Genomic DNA, 17,657 nt, shown 5'->3' with positions numbered 1-17,657 from the left:
AAAACTAATCCTTGTGTTTTTGCGGAATTTTGATATAAATTTCGTGAAGAATAGATTTGTTGACAGTATTTACAATCTTATGTATTCTCAATGGAACAAAAATTAAGAGGAGGTATAGTTATGGCATTACCAGATGTGAATGTTAATAAAACCTTGGATGCCAGGGGTCTTAGTTGTCCCATGCCCATGTTAAAGACAAAGAAGACCTTAAAGGACATGAAGTCTGGAGAAGTTTTAGAGGTCCTTGGTACAGACCCAGGATCAAAAAATGATATCCCATCCTTTTGTGAAAAACACGGATATGAGTTTTTGGGATATGAAGACGATCCTGCTGGGTTTACAAGGTATCTTATTCGGGTAAAATAATCAAAATTAGAGCAGGTGCCCTTAAAAAAAGCAGAGACGCATTTGCGTTTCTGCTTAAGTAAACACATCGCATTTTCAGAGGGCACTTTAATTTTTGGAGGATGTATATGAAAAAGCTTGCTGTTATTGTGAGGGATAAAGAACAACAATATGAAGCCCTGCGCTCAAGTTTAGGTGCACTGTTAGAAATTCCATCTGTTAAAATGATTGTTTTAGATCATGAAATTGATATGCACGAGGCATATGAAGAGAATATGGAATTTTTAGATGAAATGGAAGGAGAGAGGTATTCAAATAACAAGGCCAATGTAGAAAAATATGGTTTTAAATATGCTACATTGGATGAGATTGGAGAGATGTTAAAAGAAGTAGATATTGTTATTCCTTTTTAAGGGGAGGATTTATGAAAGTTTTACATGTATTAAAATCAGAACCAGATGATACTACAAAAAAATTAATGGATGTTATATCTGGAGAAGATAAAGATATCTTTGTCTTGTATGAAGGTGATGTAGATTGGGATAAATTTATAGATGAAGTATTTTCCCATGAAAAAGTAATTTGTTGGTGGTAAAAAATGCGATATAAGGGGCTTGGTTATGTCAAAACTAGGAATTATGGTAAGGGATAATAAATATTTAGATTATGTAATCAATACTGCTAAGGCAGCAAATAAAAAAGGTATTGAAGTAGAAATATTTTTTACAGGAAAAGGTGTGCTTTTGACCCAGGAAGAGAGATTTAAAGAACTTATAGATGTTGCAAAGCTTTTTGTATGTGATGTGAGTTTTAGGGCAAATGGATTGGAAGGAAAAGAAGTACCTGGAGTGGGGTTCAAGCAATTTGTTACCCAGGCTAGAAATGCTGAAATGATAGAAGAATGTGATAGATATTTGGTTTTTTAAATATAAATTGGATCAACATATGGGAGCGCAGTATTATATTTCCTGCCTCAAAAGAAAAGAAAGTATCTTTTATGAAAATCCTGCTTTTAAAAATCAGAAAAATTTTTTAAAAAAACTGAATATAACAAAGCAGGATATAATCTACGCAAACTTGCGACTTGATCGTTTTAGGCCATATTTAAAGAAACGATTTCAAGATACTAAAGATGGACTTATTGAGTCTCAGATAAAAGAGGTACCTGGATTTAAAACAGAGCTTGAAGACAGATATGGAATAGAGATAAAGGGCAGGGTATTTGTTAAGATGGACAATACCTTGCCCATTGCTGGTTCCATTAAGGCAAGAGGTGGAATCTACGAAGTATTAAAGCTAGCTGAGACTATTTTAATTGAACAGGGTTATTTAGGTTATGATGACGATTATTCAAAGCTCCTTCACAAAAAATGCAAAGATATCCTCTCAAAATATACTGTTGTAGTAGGATCTACAGGTAATCTTGGCCTTAGTGTTGGAATAATGTCAGCAGCACTAGGGTTTAATGCTGAAGTGCATATGTCTTGTGACGCAAAGGAGTGGAAAAAAGAGCTGCTTAAGAAATGGGGGGCCAAGGTAATAGAGCATCCTGGTGATTATTCCTATGCAGTTAAGATGGGAAGGAAAAGGTGTGAAGGAGATAGATTCGCCCATTTTGTAGATGATGAAAATTCCCTGGATCTTTTTTTGGGTTATGCTACTTCTGCCTTAAGATTAAAAGAACAACTTGCTGAGGTAGATGTCTATCCTTCTACAAATAATCCCATCTGTGTATATCTCCCATGTGGTGTTGGCGGTGCTCCTGGAGGAATATCCTTTGGCATAGCCCATGTATTTGATACAGCTGCAAGGTGTTATACAGCAGAGCCTGTTGGCGCACCATGTGTTATTGGCGCATTGATTACAGGTAAGGATGATTTTAATATTAAAGAGCTTGGAATAGAACTAAATACAGAGGCTGATGGACTTGCAGTACCTGGTCCATCAAAGCTGGCAATTCCAATTATAAAAAATATAATTGCTGGGGGATTTACACTATTTGATGAGGAGATGCTTTGGAGTGTTAGGAGCCTTTACTTAAAAGAAAATATAAAGATAGAACCATCTGCTGGTGCTGGGGTAAAGGGTGTTTATTTTGTTGAAAAATATGTTGGAAAATGCGACCATCTCATATGGCTTACAGGTGGAATGCTTATTCCTGACAATGAGTTTCAAAGAATGCTATCTATTAATTAATCGAGAAGATTTATATGAATAAGAAGAAAGAGACAGTATCTATAGGTTTTTTATATGATGTTGAGGAAATAGAATTAGAGGTAGTTATTGATTATGTTATTGAATCCTTGAAAAAAAAATTTAATGAAATATTTCCTCAATTTGATTGGAATCTAAAATTATTGAGTAAAAAAAATATTCCTCTATCAATACCCACCGATCCAATAGATCTTCTGGAACTAGGATCATCAATAAAATTAGAATTTAATTTTGACTTTGTTTTAATTTATACAGAAAAACCCCTGAAAAATAGATTTAATGATATTGTGAATGCTGTTCCTTCTAATTTATTTGAAGTAGCTGTTATAAGTGTATCAAGATTTATGAATTACAATACAAGACAATATTATGATTCTGTACTAGGCTTAACTATGCATTGTTTGGGTCATTTGTGGGGACTTCATCATAGTCAAGATTCTGTTATGAAAAAATTATATTTATGGAAAGAAGATTTAAGGTTGGATTGGACTGATGAAGAAAAAGAACAAATTTTGGATTATTTAAAAATCATTGCTGATCCCAGGTTAGAAGAGACAAAAATAAAAAAATACACAATGTTATTTTATCTTAAATTAATTTTAAAAGATGGAATAACCATAATAAAAGATATTTTATTTAATAAATCATGGTTACTTATGGGGCGGCTTGGAAAACTCACAGTAGTGACATTTACTTCTATAATATTTCTATTTTTAACTGCAGAGGCCTGGGAAATTGGTGGTGCTATGTCTGAGATATGGATAGATGTCTCGTCTATTTTGATTGTTGCTATTGCCACGTTGTCATTATATTATGGACAAAATTTGCATAAGGTCGCCAAATCAGATAAGATCAAAGAACAGTCCATTAGATCCCAATTGGTGATAAAAGGAACCATTCTTTTTGGGATCACCGTGTTCTGGTTTGGCTTATTTTTTATATCTTTTGGAATTATTTCTGTTTTACCCCATGATGTTCTTTTAAAATGGGCTAATAAAAGTGGACAATTGCCAGTAATTCATTACGCAAAAATACTCGCCACTTTTGGAATAACAGCAGCAGCGCTAGGAGGACAATTGGAAGAAGAAGACGATATTAAAGCGGTTTTGTATTATACAGAAGAAACTTAAAAAATAACGTATGCTGTTTTATGCAATCAAAAATCTTTTGCCTTTTAACAGACTTTGGTCTTGAAGACGCTTACGTTGGACAGATAAAATGTGTTTTAGCTTCACAAAATATTAATGCTCAAATAATAGATATATCCCACAGTGTCTTACCACATAATATAGTGCAGGGTAGTTTTTTTCTAAAGGCTTCGTGGAAATATATTCCTGAAAATTCAATTACCCTGGTTGTGATTGACCCTGGTGTTGGAACCAATAGAGATATCTTGATCTTAAAGAAAGATAAAAAAATTGTCCTGGCCCCTGATAATGGTGTGTTGTCTCTTGTTATAAAGTCCCACTTATCACAAAATGAGATTTTTGTGCTGGATATGGAGAAATTTAAAGATAAGGCAGGTATAAAAAGTATGTCCAACACCTTTCATGGGAGGGATGTATTTGCTCCATTGGCAATGTATATAGCAAAGGGACAGGATATATCAGAAATATCACATATAATAGATGTAAATTACATAAAAAAAATAGATATTCCTGATTTTAGAATAAATAAAAATAGTAATGCAATAATACTACATATTGATAGATTTGGAAATTGTGTATTAAATATAGAACAAAATATAAAAGAAAAATTACATAATTATAAAATTTTTCTCATGCCTGAAGCAAGTAGAGTTCATTTAGTGGATGCTTATCAAGATATACCAGAGGGAGAAATAGGTATTTTAGATGGATCCCAAGGATATTTAGAGCTTGCAATAAATAAACAAAACCTTGCAAAAAAATATGGATATCAAATTGGAGACAAGATTTGTTTTAAATTAATAGAGGTATAGCCATGAAAGATATAAGAAATTTTTTTGACACACGAGATAGGTTTGCAAAATATGTTGGTATTGAAATAGTGGGGGTAGGCAAGGGCAGGGCAAAGGTAAAGCTTGATTTAAGAGAAGAACATTTAAATGGTGTAAACATTGTCCATGGGGCTGTATTATTTGCATTGGCTGACTACGCCTTTGCCATTGCATCCAATTCCCATGGACAAGTAGCTTTAGCAATAAATGCTACTATATCTTTTTTAAAAGCAGTATCAAGTGGAACTATCTACGCTGAAGCTGTTGAGCTCTCTAAAAATCCAAAACTGGCGACTTATAAAATAGATGTGTTCCATAATTCAGGTGCATTACTTGCTATATTCCAGGGAACTGTGTATCGAAAAAAGCAGAGTTTAAAGGAATTTTTAGATACCTAAGAGGAGGGACAAGACATGAAAGAAGTAATTGAGAATATATTTAATGTACAAATACCAATGCCAAAAAATCCTTTAAAATATCTAAATTCTTATTTTATCAAAGGAGAAAACTACAATCTAATTATAGATACTGGTCTAAATCACCCTGAGGCAGAGAAGATTCTCTTTTCAGCAATAGATAAGTTAAAATTTTTTCCTGAAAATACAAAACTAATTATTACCCACATGCATTCAGATCATTGTGGACTGGGCGTTAAGTTAAATGAAATGGGTTTTGAGGTATGGGTAAGTTCCTTTGATGGGGAAATTATAAATAATCCTACAGATTGGGAAAAGATGATAGAATTTGCAAAGAAATTGGGAATGCCGCTGGATAGATTAGAGGAAGCCAGAATGGGACATCCAGGATATAAATATAGACCAATTGGTAAAGTTGACTATAATGAGATGAGAGATGGAGATATATTTGACCTTGGGAATTTTAAATTTCGTGCCATACATACCCCTGGTCACACCCAGGGGCATATGTGTCTTTTGGAAGAACAAGATAAAATATTTGTATCTGGTGACCATATCCTTTTTAACATAACTCCTAATATTTCCCAATGGAAACCGCACGCACGGCCTCTTCAAGATTACTTGCAGAGTCTAAAAAAAGCAAGGGAACTGGATGTAGGGTTAGTTTTGCCAGGACATAGAAGGATATTTCGCAAGTTAAAGGCGAGAGTGGATGAGCTTTTTATGCATCACAAAAGGAGACTTAACGAGGTCTTAGAAATTGTCCTTGATCATCCTGGACTTAGTGCTTATGATGTGGCGTCTTTTATGAGCTGGGATATGGATTATAAGTCGTGGGATGAATTTCCCATGGCGCAAAGGTGGTTTGCAACAGGTGAGGCACAGGCACATTTAAATTATTTGTGTGAGCAGGGAAGGCTTGATTTTGAGGAAGATCAAGTAATAAAGTATTATCCAAATTGATTTAGAGAGGATTATGTATAAATATATCTTTGGTCCAGTTCCGTCTAGGCGTTTAGGGATGTCTTTGGGTGTAGATCTTGTTCCAAAAAAGGTGTGTTCATTAAATTGTGTTTATTGTGAAGTTGGTGAAACTTCAAATCTCACTCTACAAAGAAAAGAATATGTGCCCATTGATGTAGTAAAAGAAGAATTAGCCCATTATTTTAAAAACAATCCTGATCCAGATTATGTTACCTTTTCAGGTTCTGGTGAACCCACCTTAAATAGTAGGATTGGAGAGGTAATAGATTTTATAAAACATATAAAGCCAAATTTGCCAGTTGCAGTACTAACAAATGGAACACTTTTATATGATGCTGAAGTTAGACAAGAGTTGTTAAATGCAGATTTAGTGCTTCCTTCTCTTGATGCAGCAACTGATAAAGTATTCAAAAAAATAAATAGACCCCATAAGGATTTAGAATTAAAATCCTATATTGATGGTCTTATTTCCTTTAGAAAAGAATTTCAAAAAAAAATATGGTTAGAAGTATTTATCCTTCCTGGTTATAATGACAATTTAGAAGAACTTGTTCTCTTAAAAGAAATAATAAAAAAAATAAATCCAGATGAGGTCCAAATAAATACACTTGATAGACCTGGTACAGTAGATAATTTAAAAGGTGCTGACTATATTGAGCTTCAGGATATTTTAAAGATCTTTAATATGCAAAATGTAAAGATAATTTCTTCTATATCAGAGGCAAAAAAGAGAATATCATATAGAAAGGACATAGAATCTACTATTTTTGAAACCATAAAAAGAAGGCCATGTACAGTGGAGGATTTGAGCAGTATATTGAATATATCTGAAAATGAATTAAAGAAGTATTTAGTAATTTTGTTGAATGAAGGTAAAGTCCAACCAGTTAGACAGGATAGAGGTGTATTTTACAAAATCACATAATGAGTTTTTAACTCCAATAATATATTATTCTCATATTTTTTTCATACATTCATAAATGGTCTTTCCCAGAAATTTAACCTCCATGTCCAGCTCATAATATTTTATTCTATCCTGTAAACCTCTGTGGCAGTTGTGTCAGGGGAAACTTCTATTTTTGCATTGGTATTTTTTAGTTGTTTAGCCTTTATTTATTTTTCTCCTTGTAAATACTGCAAAACCTAATAACCCTGATCCAAAAAGCAGCATTGTTGCAGGCTCTGGTGCTGGTAGTGTACCTTTACCCATTAAATTGTCATTTCCGCATTTTATTGTAAAATGGCTAATAAAGGTGGTGCCTGGTGGTAAAAAGGACAGATCAACTGAAAATCCATAATGGTCATCATTATTGTAGGAATCTCCTTGGAAACCTGTATTTATTAATTCAGAAGGGTAATAATAAGTTAACGTACCAGTATCTATGGGGGGGGGATTTCCATTGGAATTGGTTGGGTATTTCCAAGGACTGGACCAATCATTTTGGCTGTAATATACAGATGTTGTTTTATCCGTATTTGATATATCAAAAACTATAAATTCGTTATTATCAAAATTTAATTTTATCGCATAATCGTATCCATAGGTATTATTAAGGTCTATTAATCCATTACTTCTATAATTAGGATTTGTCTGATTACCACCATAAATTGCATCCCCATCTATATCTAAGAAAATATCTCCTGAAGTTATAGTATTTACTCCATCGGCAAAATTAAATCCTCCAATTACAGTCAGTGTATATCCATCCAAAAAAAATCCTTCTAAATCCCATTTTTGAGCCCTTATATTTCCTGGTTCTACTTCATTGTCTTCTTGGCTTTGGTACCAGACATTGGTTAACGAAGAAGTATTGTCATAAATAGTTATATTTTGTCCAAAGCCAAGGGCATATGAAAAATTTTGCACACATAAAATACCTATTAAAACAAAAACACAGGCAATTCCTAAAATGTGTTTGTATTTCATGTTGACCTCCGATTAATTAATCTTTAGCAGAATACAGCAAACTTTGTACCATTTTTTATGGTTGTTTAATATATGGAATTTATTATATTTTTTAAAGAGGATAAATTTGATGTGAAAAAGAATGCATATAAATACACAAGTAGGTGGGTTTGTGTGAAAAAGAATGCATCGTTATGTGGACAACAAGATAGCAGCTTTTAGATCTTTTGATGTGTAAGTGAATTATTTTAGCATCTTTTTATCCTTAGTTTAATGGGAAATTGCTTTATTTATGTGTAAGTTCTGCTCTTGAGCTTAAATTAACCTGAAGTTTTAATCTTGTACCCAACTCCCCTTATTGTTTTTATGATCTCAGCATAATCTCCAAGTTTAGATCTAAGTCGCCTTATGTGGGTATCAACGGTCCTGGCGTACCCCTCAAAATCATATCCCCACACGCTATTCAACAGATACTCTCTGCTCAGCACTTTTCCCTGTGCCTTAATAAGTTCTAGAAGCAATTTAAATTCCGTGGTTGTGAGTTCTATTTCCTCTCCATCTATTGTTACTTCCATTTTTTCCTGATCTACAATAAGGGTTTTATACTGCCACTTTTTAGGAGAAGGATGATGGTGGGTCCTTTTTAGTAATGCTTTTATTCTCAAGATGAGTTCTCTTATGCTAAAGGGTTTTACCACATAATCTTCAGCCCCTAGCTCAAATCCGAGGATTCTATCTAATTCTTCACCCTTTGCAGTTAAAATTATTACACCAATATCACTGTGAATGGGATTTATTTTAATTTTTTTTAAAATATCCAGACCATCCATGTCAGGTAGCATTAAATCTAATATAATTAAATCAAATCTGGAAGTTTCTAAAAGAGAAAGCGCCTGCTCACCTGTTCCACATACTGTTGTATTAAAGCCTGCACGTTCTATATTAAATTTTAAAAGCTCCTGAATATCTTCTTCATCTTCTACAATTAATATATTTTTTTTGCCCATAATTTTTTAACGATTATCAAATTGACAATAGTGTTTTATATTAATCCCTTTAGCAATAAAAACACCACTTTCAGCAATATTAGTAGCTAAGTCCCCTATTCTTTCAAATCTTCTGGCTATATTAATACAATATACAGATCTTTTGATTGCTGGAATTTCTTTAATCATATATGCAATAATCTCTCTAATTATATCGTTATTTAATTTATCTACTGTTGAATCCATTTTACAAACATCAATAGCCATATCTGGATCTGGTTTAAAAAATGATTCTAATGCATATTCTAGCATTTCCAATGATTTATTTCCCATGTGAGTTAATTCAGTATAAAAAGGTAATTTAGGTTTAAGGCTCAAGATTATTGTTGTTTGAGCAATATTGGCTGTTTCATCTCCTATCCTCTCCAGATCAATAGAAGCCCTCATACATCCTATTATAAATCTAAGGTCTTTTGCAACAGGACCTTCTAGGGCAAGCAATTTCAAACAGGTTTCATCTATTTTTACTTCAAGGTGATTAACTCTTTCATCTCCATCAACAATTTGTTGAGCAAGGTCTGTATCCATATTTTTAAAGGCATATATACAGTCCTTTAAAGATTCCTTGACATATGATGCCATTTTTAAGGATAAAGTCTTTAGTTTTTCTAATTCTTTATGAAGATGTGTATACATAAAAACATACTCCTTTTACAGGTTATCTGGGATCTGTGTGGGTAATCTGTTTCTTATACTGATCATTCACTCAGATCATAGACACCCATTCACCTTTCATCAACCAAATCTTCCTGTTATGTATTCTTCTGTTTCTTTTTTATTGGGTTTTGTAAATATAACTTCTGTTTTATCCATTTCAATTAATTTTCCCATTAAGAAAAATCCTGTATAATTTGCAATTCTTGCAGCTTGCTGCATGTTATGTGTTACAATTACAATGGTGAAGTTTTTCTTTAGCTCAAAGATCAGTTCTTCGATTTTTCTCGTAGCAATTGGATCCAGGGCAGATGCTGGCTCATCCATAAGAAGTACTTCTGGCTGAACAGCAATTGCCCTTGCAATGCAAAGTCTCTGTTGCTGACCACCTGATAGACCCATTGCTGATTCATTTAATCTATCTTTAACATCGTCCCATAAGGCTGCCCTTTGTAGGCTTTCTTCCACCCTTTGTGTTATTAGTTCTTTGTCTTTTATTCCCTGAACCCTGAGGCCGTAAGCTACATTTTCAAAGATGGACTTTGGAAAGGGATTTGGTTTTTGAAACACCATTCCAACCTTTCTTCTAAGCTCCACTACGTCCACATCTGGGTCAAATATATTTTTATTATCAAGGTAAACCTCACCTTGTACTCGTGTATCCAAGATTAAGTCATTCATCCTGTTTAAGCACCTTAAAAAAGTACTTTTTCCGCAACCAGACGGTCCAATTAAACCTGTTACCTGATTTTCATAAATGTCCATTGAGATATCAAATAGGGCCTGCTTTTTCCCATAAAAAAAGTTTAGATTTTTTACCTTAATTTTTGTGTTATTGGGTTTCATTTTTTGCTCTGCCTCTATTTTTTCTCCTCAATTTCTTTTGGAATAGTGAACCACACAATACATCCTTTGTCACTTTTCTCTATAGGACTCTCAATCCATATTTGTCCACCAAAATAATGGACAATATTTCTGCAGATTGATAGCCCTAAACCATATCCTGGTACTTTTGATTTAATGGCATTTTTTGTCTGATAGAACCTCTCAAATACCCTGTCTTGTTCCTCAAAGGGAATACCAATACCAGTGTCTTTTATACCTATCTGGTAAAAATTCTGTTGTTCTTTAATCTTTACAGAAATTTCTCCATTTGTATGGGAAAATTTAATGCTATTGTGGATTAAGTTTTTTAATATTATAAATAATTTTTCCCTGTCATATTTGACTTTAAATGATTTATCTATATTTTTAAATTTAATATTCTTTTTTTCTGCTATTTGTTTTAGACTTATCCATACATCCATGAGAATAAGTTTTAAATCAATTGCTTCAATTTTGGTTTTTATCTCTCCTGTTTCTATTTTTGAAATTTCCATTATTCCATTTATAAGCTCTCTCATCTCTTCACAATTTTTTAATATTTTCCTGAGAAAAATTTTTATTTGCTCCTTATCTAAATCTAAATCATCCAGTATTGTTTCAGTATAACCCTGAATAGATGTAAGGGGTGTCTTTAATTCATGTGAGACATTGGCAAAAAAGTCCCTTCTTGTCTTATCCAATTTTTTTTGTTCAGTGATATCATGAAATACCAATATAGCTGTTATTTCTTTTTTGTATGAAATAGGTATTATATTTACACTATAATGCCTTCTTTTTAGAGTTACAGGAATACCTCTAATATACTCACCATTTTTTAGGGCATTCTCAAGACCTTCAATGAGTTTTGAGTTAATGATTAGGGAAGGTAAGTCTTTTTCTGATGTATCAGTTGTAAAATATGTCTTAAATGTCTTATTGGATTTAATGATCTTTCCATATTGGTCAACTACTACAACAGGCGCATCTATTGCATCGAGTATGGCCTGAAGTTCTTTTTTTTGATTTGAAATTAAATTCAAATTATTTGTAATCTGAATTGCCATTTTATTTATGGAATTTACCAATTTATCAAATTCTTTTGCTGGAGATTTTGTTATTAACCTGACCTCTTGTCCATTGCTTAGAGCTTCTGATAAATCTATTATTGGTTTTATCCTTTTCATGATTAATATTATAAAATAAGAAATTATTGCTCCTGAAATTAAAAATGAGAAAAATAATACGTAAATAATTTGAATATTAATATTATTTAACACATTGTCCACTAATGAATAATATCTGGCTATTCTTAAATATCCTGGATCAAGATTATTAAATTTTACTGGTTCTGCATAATATATCAACTTTCTGTGGATAGTACCACTATATCTTACACTGCTTCCATGTCCTATTCTTCTGGCCATAATTATTTCAGGTCTTGTTGCGTGATTGTCTAATTTACTTAATCTATCTTTTTTGACTTTACTGTCTGCTATAACCTTCCCATCCTTTAATATATAAGTTATTCTATCACCAAGTTTTTCTCCAATATCCTTTATAACATCGTCTATATTATCCTTATTTATGTTTGAATTGTGTAATATATATTTAACCAGGACAAATTCCTTTTTTATGTTTGATATGGATTCTTTGTTTATTTCAGTTTTTATAATATTTACAAAATAAATCCAGGGGAGTAAAATAGTTATAAGTAGTACTGTCCAGATAGATAAAATAATTTTTGTTTTAAGAGAAATATTTGAAAACATAGATCACCTACAATTTTTCCTGTTTTTTTCCTCTTAAATAAATTGCAATGAGATTCATCATAAGGATCAATATAACTAGTACCAGGGCTGAACCATATTGCAAGTTTCTTGTTTTTTCTATTTGGGTTCCAGCAGTAGCCAGCACATAGATATGATAAGGCAAGGCCATAACAGGGTCAAAGATTGAATGTGGTAGTCTTGGGGCAAAAAATACAGCTGCGGTATACATAATAGCTGCTGTTTCTCCAGCGGCCCTGCTCAGGCTTAAAATTAATCCAGTGAGTATTCCTGGAAGTGCAGCAGGGAGAACCACCTTTTTTATTGTTTGCCATTTAGTGGCACCGAGTCCATAAGATGCTTCCCTGAATGTATCTGGGACACTTGATAGAGCCTCCTCAGCGGTACTTATTATAACAGGCAGGACAAGTATCCCCAAGGTGCAGATACCTGTTAAAATACTTACCTTGAATTTTAAGTAGGTTGCAAAAAGGGCAAGTCCAAATAGTCCAAAAACAATAGAAGGCACGCCTGCTAGATTGTTTATTCCAATTCTAATAAGTCGAAGCACAAAGCCTTCTCTGGCGTATTCACTGAGATATATGGCTGTGCCTATTCCAAATGGCAGGGCAACTATCATTGAACCAAAACTCAGAATAAAGGTTCCCAAAATACATGGAAATATCCCGCCCTTTGTCATCATATCTTTTGGTGGAGAAGTTAAAAATTCCCAAGAAATAGCTGAGACGCCATTTTTAACCAAAAAATAGAAAAACAAACCCAGGGCCATGATATTTACATATGCAGATAATCTAAAGATACTAAACACTGCCTTTTCTATAACTTTATTTCCTTTTATGGCCATATTAGGTGCTCCATTAAAGTGTTGCTGTTCCTCTTTGGGTGTATTTATGAGATATATATTCAGCGATCATATTAAAGGCCCATGTAAATAAAAAAAGTACAATTCCAATAGCAAATAGGGCCTGATAATGCAGGCTCTTATAAGGTGCCTCGGCCATCTCTGCAGCAATTGATGCAGGCATTGGTCTAACTGGATCAAAAATAGATTCAGGTATCATTGCAGCGCCACCTGCCACCATCAATACCACCATTGTCTCCCCAATGGCCCTGGACATACCCAGGGTTATGGCAACTGAAATACCAGATATTGAGGATGGTAGTATCACTCTAAGCAGGGTTTGCAGATGTGTTGCTCCAAGTGCAAGTGATCCTTCTTTTAGTTCTGTGGGCACGCTATAAATTGCATCCTCGGATATACTGCATATTGTTGGGATAGACATAAATGCAAGCATCAAAGATGCATTAAAAAGATTTAGTCCTGTTGCAAGATCAAAATATTTTTGGAGAAAAGGAGCCACTACAACCATTCCAAAAAATCCTATTACCACTGAAGGGAGGGCAGCGAGAAGTTCTATTAAAGGCTTTAATATTTTTCTGACAAAGGGAGATGCCATTTCAGCAAGATATATTGCTGTCATCACCCCAATGGGAATAGCAATTACAGAGGAAAGCAGGGTAACCAAAATAGAGCCTATAAAGAGTGGAAATATCCCGAAATCTGGAGGGTCAGATGTGGGATACCAATATTTTCCAAATAAAAATTCCCTAAAACTTACATGCTTAAAAATAGGTAATCCTTCATGAAACAGGAAAAAGAATATAAGCGCCACAAATGTAATAGAAGTAAAAGCAATAATAAGAAGAAATAACTTTATAATTTTTTCCTTTGAACATCTATTTTTTTTCATTGTGCATACCATATGGATAAAAAATTTATTTCAAACAGGTAGGCCAGAGAATGTAGCCTCTGGCCCAATATCCTTTAATATAATGGAATATATCCAACCTCTTTTACTAATTTTTGCCCTTTATATGGATTTAGGACATAATTTATAAATTTTGCCACGTCTTTTTTAGGCCAGCCATTGGTAAACATAAAAAGGGGTCTGGATACAGGATAACTGCCATCTAAGGCTGTTTCAGGAGTTCCTAATATTCCATTGATTTTAACCTGCTTTACTTCTTTTGTTAAATACCCAAGTCCAATATATCCAATGGCATATTTGTTTTTTGCCACTGTCTCAACAACAGCACCATTTGATGCCTGTAAAAGTGCCCCAGGATATACCCTTGCTTTTTTGAGTACCTTTTTTTCCCAGACTTCATATGTCCCAGAAGATGTATCCCTTGATACAACCACAATTTTTTTATCAACACCGCCTACTTGTTTCCAATTTCTTATTTTTCCTGTATAGATCTTTCTTAGTTGTTGTAAGGTAAGGTTTGAAACTGGATTTTTGGGATGGACTATTGGGATTATGCAGTCAAAGGCAACTGCAAATGGAACAGGATATCTACCCTTTGATACCGCCATTTTTACTTCATTTTGTTTTATAAACCTTGAAGAATCAGCAATATCAGTAGTTCCATCAATAATGGCCTTTATTCCATTTCCCGATCCTCCACCTGAAATGGATATCTGTATGTGAGGATATTCCTTCATAAAGGCTTCTGCAATTTTTTGAGCTATTGGTAAAACAGTAGTGGATCCTTTGATTTGAATGGAACCAGCAAAACCAACACTTGCCATAAAAAAGAATAAAATTAACATACAAACCTTTTTCATAAACCACCTCCTTGTTTTTGGTGTTTTTTGTTTGTTTGGCGAAAGTTTGTTACATTTATGTTACAACTAAGTTTTATTTTTGTGGATTTTTCTGAGGTTATAAAAAATAATTTAATCCCAAAAATCCATTTGAATTCATAATAAAAACAATATAATCTTTTTTTTACACTTAACACTTGAAGGAGGATTTTTATGGACAGAGGAGAACTTTATGAAGTTAAGGATATTTCCCTTGCAGAGCAGGGACGGAAGAATTTAGAGCTTGCAGAACTTCACATGGGCGCTTTAATGGAGATTAGAAAACGTTTTGAGGAAGAAAAACCCCTTGCTGGAATCAGGATCGGGATGGCTTTACACGTTACAAAAGAAACAGGTGTCCTGGTGAGGACACTTAGAGCTGGTGGGGCTGATGTGGCTATAACTGGATGTAATCCTTTATCAACTCAGGATGATGTGGCTGCTGCACTTGCAGAAGAAGGGGTAAAGGTTTGGGCTTATAAGGGTGAGACAAGAGAGGACTATTATAGATACATAAAATATGTGATAGAGACCAAGCCGCAGATCACCATTGACGATGGATGTGATCTGGTTTCAGAAATCCATAAAAATTATCAGGAGTTAATTCCAGACATTATCTGTGGATGTGAAGAAACTACCACAGGAATTATAAGGCTCCAGGCAATGGAAAAGGATAATGCTTTAAAATATCCTATGATAGCTGTAAACGACAACATGACCAAGCACCTTGTTGATAATTATTATGGAACAGGACAATCCACAATTGATGGGATTTTAAGGGCAACCAATATCTTGATCGCTGGGAAGACCTTTGTAGTATGTGGATATGGAAGTTGTGGAAAAGGAGTGGCAATGAGGGCAAGGGGACTTGGTGCAAATGTAGTGGTATGTGAGGTTGACAATTTCAGGGCTCTTCAGGCTGTTTATGATGGATACAGGGTAATGCCCATTATGAAAGCAGCAAAAATAGGGGATATCTTTTGTACAGTGACTGGTAATAAGCATGTGATTAGGTTAGAACATATGAAGGTAATGAAAAATGGTGCTGTGCTCTGTAATTCTGGACACTTTGATGTGGAAATAGATATTGCCTCTTTAGAAAAGGCAAGCTCTAAAGTCAGGAGAATGAGGCCATTTATGGATGAATATACATTGGATGACAAGAAGATATTCATACTTGGTGAAGGAAGGCTTGTTAACCTGGCAGCAGCCGAGGGCCATCCAAGTGAGGTCATGTCAACCTCCTTTTGTGGTCAGGCCCTTGCCTGTGAATATGGGGTAAAGAACAGGGGAAAACTCCCAAACAAAGTGATTCAACTTCCAAAAGAGTTAGACGATGAGATTGCCCATCTTCAACTAAAGGCCATGGGAATTGAAATTGATGAGCTTACCCCAGAACAAATTGAATACCTAAATTCTTGGGAAGAGGGGACTTAAATTTTTGACAAACAAAAATAATCATTGGCTGAAAAATTAAAGATTTTTTTATTCTTGTGTTTTAGCTTTTGCTTGGTACAACTGAATTTCTGTCTTTTTTAAGACCTTGATGGTTTTTTATAAAAGTCATACAATGGTCTTATAATATGAGGGAGTCTTTTCAACCAAAGACTCCCCACTTAAAAATTTATACCCTCTTATATGAGGGAATAAGTATAAAATGGACGAAAGCTATTAGAAACTATTCCAAAATTTACCTTCAATCAAAGTGAAGATTACCATATCCACTACCTCAAACTCTGAGTGTTAGCTTTACACAAATAGTATTACAGGTGCTGTTTATTAGAAAAAGTGTAAGAAAGACTTAAGAGAGGATATTATGACATCAATTCAGGTGCATGATAAATTTATAGATCAAGTATTTTCAGATCCAAAGAATCTGCGTGATTTTATGCAGGATCTTTTGCCTCAAGATTTTAGCTCAAGGATTGATTTTTCCACTTTAAGAGCCAAAAGGACCAAAAAGACCTCCCGTAAATACAGACGATATAACTTAGATTTCATAGTGACAGGAAGAGTTGATAAAGAGGATGTAGAATTTTATTTTATAATAGAACACAAATCAACACCAGAAAAAGATAGCCTTTTACAGGTGATAGGTTATTGTCTTGCTACCTATGAAGAAGACATGCGCAATCAAAGAGAACTTAAGCCAATAATTCCAATACTACTTTACCATGGGAAAGAGAAGTGGAATTTGCCAGAGAATTTTGTGGATTATTTTAATGTTTCCTCAGACATAAAAGAATATTTATTGCAGTTTAAATACATCTTAATTGATCTATCTACTTATAAGGATCAAGAATTCTTAGAGAGATTAGATAGGAATGCGAGGTTGTATTCAGCGCTATATGCATTAAAGAATATATTTGATGAACTGGATAAATTTCGTCCTTTATTATTTCGTTTAATAACAATTGATAAAGAAGCAGTATATAATAGATTACATAGTAATGGCTAAGGACTATCCAGAAGAACAAATAAACCCCTTATTAAAGGAGTTGGATATGCCAACAATAGCAGAAAGATGGATTCAGCAAGGACTTGAGAAAGGATTACAACAAGGGATTCAACAAGGGATTCAACAGGGAATTCAGAAAGGATTACAGCAAGGAATTCAGCAGGGATTACTATTAGATGCCCAGGAGATGTTATTAGAAGCTTTAGAAGAGCGTTTTGGTATTGTGCCTCGCTCTATTGCCAAAAAGATTAAGGAAATTGATAGCCGAGAAGTAGTAAAAGGTTTGTTTAAGATAGCAATGCGAGTAAATTCATTGGAGGAATTTGAGGATAAGCTAAAAATTGCCTTGAAGTAATAT

At 33.8% G+C, this 17,657-nt stretch carries 21 protein-coding genes; 13 read left to right on the top strand and 8 right to left on the bottom strand.

Features of this window, described 5'->3' with window-relative positions; translation table 11 throughout:
* Window positions 1-120: 120 nt before the first annotated feature.
* From ACY2V1_RS09135 to ACY2V1_RS09090, 10 genes are all read left to right on the top strand, one after another.
* On the top strand, window positions 121-366 hold the full coding sequence (locus tag ACY2V1_RS09135; protein ID WP_461834489.1) for a sulfurtransferase TusA family protein: 246 nt from the start codon (window positions 121-123) through the stop codon (window positions 364-366).
* 107 nt (window positions 367-473) lie between these two features.
* Window positions 474-758: a hypothetical protein gene (locus ACY2V1_RS09130; RefSeq protein ID WP_461834488.1), complete on the top strand. Its 285-nt coding sequence runs from the start codon at window positions 474-476 to the stop codon at window positions 756-758.
* 11 nt (window positions 759-769) lie between these two features.
* Window positions 770-940 (top strand): hypothetical protein, encoded by a 171-nt coding sequence (locus ACY2V1_RS09125; RefSeq protein WP_461834487.1) that lies wholly within the window; start codon window positions 770-772, stop codon window positions 938-940.
* A gap of 25 nt (window positions 941-965) precedes the next feature.
* Complete coding sequence (locus ACY2V1_RS09120; RefSeq protein ID WP_461834486.1) at window positions 966-1,271, top strand: DsrE family protein; 306 nt, start codon at window positions 966-968, stop codon at window positions 1,269-1,271.
* A gap of 19 nt (window positions 1,272-1,290) precedes the next feature.
* Window positions 1,291-2,541 carry a D-serine ammonia-lyase gene (dsdA, locus tag ACY2V1_RS09115; RefSeq protein WP_461834485.1) on the top strand — a complete coding sequence of 417 codons (1,251 nt, stop codon included), beginning with the start codon at window positions 1,291-1,293 and terminating at the stop codon, window positions 2,539-2,541.
* 14 nt (window positions 2,542-2,555) lie between these two features.
* Complete coding sequence (locus tag ACY2V1_RS09110) at window positions 2,556-3,689, top strand: hypothetical protein (protein WP_461834484.1); 1,134 nt, start codon at window positions 2,556-2,558, stop codon at window positions 3,687-3,689.
* A gap of 20 nt (window positions 3,690-3,709) precedes the next feature.
* Window positions 3,710-4,519, top strand: a complete 810-nt coding sequence (locus ACY2V1_RS09105; protein ID WP_461834483.1) for an SAM hydrolase/SAM-dependent halogenase family protein — start codon at window positions 3,710-3,712, stop codon at window positions 4,517-4,519.
* 2 nt (window positions 4,520-4,521) lie between these two features.
* Window positions 4,522-4,935, top strand: coding sequence for a PaaI family thioesterase (locus ACY2V1_RS09100; RefSeq protein WP_461834482.1), 414 nt, complete (start codon window positions 4,522-4,524; stop codon window positions 4,933-4,935).
* Window positions 4,936-4,950: 15 nt separating this feature from the next.
* Window positions 4,951-5,916, top strand: coding sequence for an MBL fold metallo-hydrolase (locus tag ACY2V1_RS09095; RefSeq protein WP_461834481.1), 966 nt, complete (start codon window positions 4,951-4,953; stop codon window positions 5,914-5,916).
* A 13-nt stretch (window positions 5,917-5,929) separates the two neighbouring features.
* Window positions 5,930-6,862, top strand: coding sequence for a radical SAM protein (locus ACY2V1_RS09090; protein WP_461834480.1), 933 nt, complete (start codon window positions 5,930-5,932; stop codon window positions 6,860-6,862).
* Between the two features lie 177 nt (window positions 6,863-7,039).
* Here ACY2V1_RS09090 and ACY2V1_RS09085 read toward each other — a convergent pair whose 3' ends face one another.
* The 8 genes from ACY2V1_RS09085 to ACY2V1_RS09050 all read right to left on the bottom strand — a co-directional run bounded on the left by ACY2V1_RS09085 (window position 7,040) and on the right by ACY2V1_RS09050 (window position 14,823).
* Window positions 7,040-7,864, bottom strand: coding sequence for a PEP-CTERM sorting domain-containing protein (locus ACY2V1_RS09085; protein WP_461834479.1), 825 nt, complete (start codon window positions 7,862-7,864; stop codon window positions 7,040-7,042).
* 299 nt (window positions 7,865-8,163) lie between these two features.
* Window positions 8,164-8,850, bottom strand: coding sequence for a response regulator transcription factor (locus tag ACY2V1_RS09080; protein WP_461834478.1), 687 nt, complete (start codon window positions 8,848-8,850; stop codon window positions 8,164-8,166).
* Between the two features lie 6 nt (window positions 8,851-8,856).
* A complete protein-coding gene (gene phoU / locus ACY2V1_RS09075) occupies window positions 8,857-9,525 on the bottom strand; it encodes a phosphate signaling complex protein PhoU (protein WP_461834477.1) in 669 nt (222 codons plus the stop codon).
* Between the two features lie 99 nt (window positions 9,526-9,624).
* Window positions 9,625-10,389, bottom strand: coding sequence for a phosphate ABC transporter ATP-binding protein PstB (gene pstB, locus ACY2V1_RS09070; RefSeq protein WP_461834476.1), 765 nt, complete (start codon window positions 10,387-10,389; stop codon window positions 9,625-9,627).
* A 14-nt stretch (window positions 10,390-10,403) separates the two neighbouring features.
* Entirely contained in the window at window positions 10,404-12,176 is a 1,773-nt protein-coding gene (locus ACY2V1_RS09065; protein WP_461834475.1) for a sensor histidine kinase, read from the bottom strand.
* Window positions 12,177-12,183: 7 nt separating this feature from the next.
* Window positions 12,184-13,038: a phosphate ABC transporter permease PstA gene (pstA, locus tag ACY2V1_RS09060; RefSeq protein ID WP_461834474.1), complete on the bottom strand. Its 855-nt coding sequence runs from the start codon at window positions 13,036-13,038 to the stop codon at window positions 12,184-12,186.
* A 13-nt stretch (window positions 13,039-13,051) separates the two neighbouring features.
* Window positions 13,052-13,945, bottom strand: coding sequence for a phosphate ABC transporter permease subunit PstC (pstC, locus tag ACY2V1_RS09055; protein ID WP_461834473.1), 894 nt, complete (start codon window positions 13,943-13,945; stop codon window positions 13,052-13,054).
* Window positions 13,946-14,019: 74 nt separating this feature from the next.
* Window positions 14,020-14,823, bottom strand: coding sequence for a phosphate ABC transporter substrate-binding protein (locus tag ACY2V1_RS09050; protein ID WP_461834472.1), 804 nt, complete (start codon window positions 14,821-14,823; stop codon window positions 14,020-14,022).
* 192 nt (window positions 14,824-15,015) lie between these two features.
* Between ACY2V1_RS09050 and ahcY the strand changes: the two genes are divergently transcribed.
* From ahcY to ACY2V1_RS09035, 3 genes are all read left to right on the top strand, one after another.
* Complete coding sequence (gene ahcY, locus ACY2V1_RS09045; RefSeq protein ID WP_461834471.1) at window positions 15,016-16,278, top strand: adenosylhomocysteinase; 1,263 nt, start codon at window positions 15,016-15,018, stop codon at window positions 16,276-16,278.
* 379 nt (window positions 16,279-16,657) lie between these two features.
* The gene (locus tag ACY2V1_RS09040; RefSeq protein ID WP_461834470.1) at window positions 16,658-17,299 is read left to right on the top strand and encodes an Rpn family recombination-promoting nuclease/putative transposase; all 642 of its coding nucleotides are present in this window, start codon (window positions 16,658-16,660) and stop codon (window positions 17,297-17,299) included.
* 46 nt (window positions 17,300-17,345) lie between these two features.
* Complete coding sequence (locus ACY2V1_RS09035) at window positions 17,346-17,654, top strand: hypothetical protein (protein ID WP_461834469.1); 309 nt, start codon at window positions 17,346-17,348, stop codon at window positions 17,652-17,654.
* Window positions 17,655-17,657: the final 3 nt, after the last annotated feature.

This window comes from Desulfothermus sp., assembly GCF_053993635.1.
Note: the sequence above shows the minus strand (reverse complement) of the source record. Positions and strands in the feature narration are given on the sequence as shown.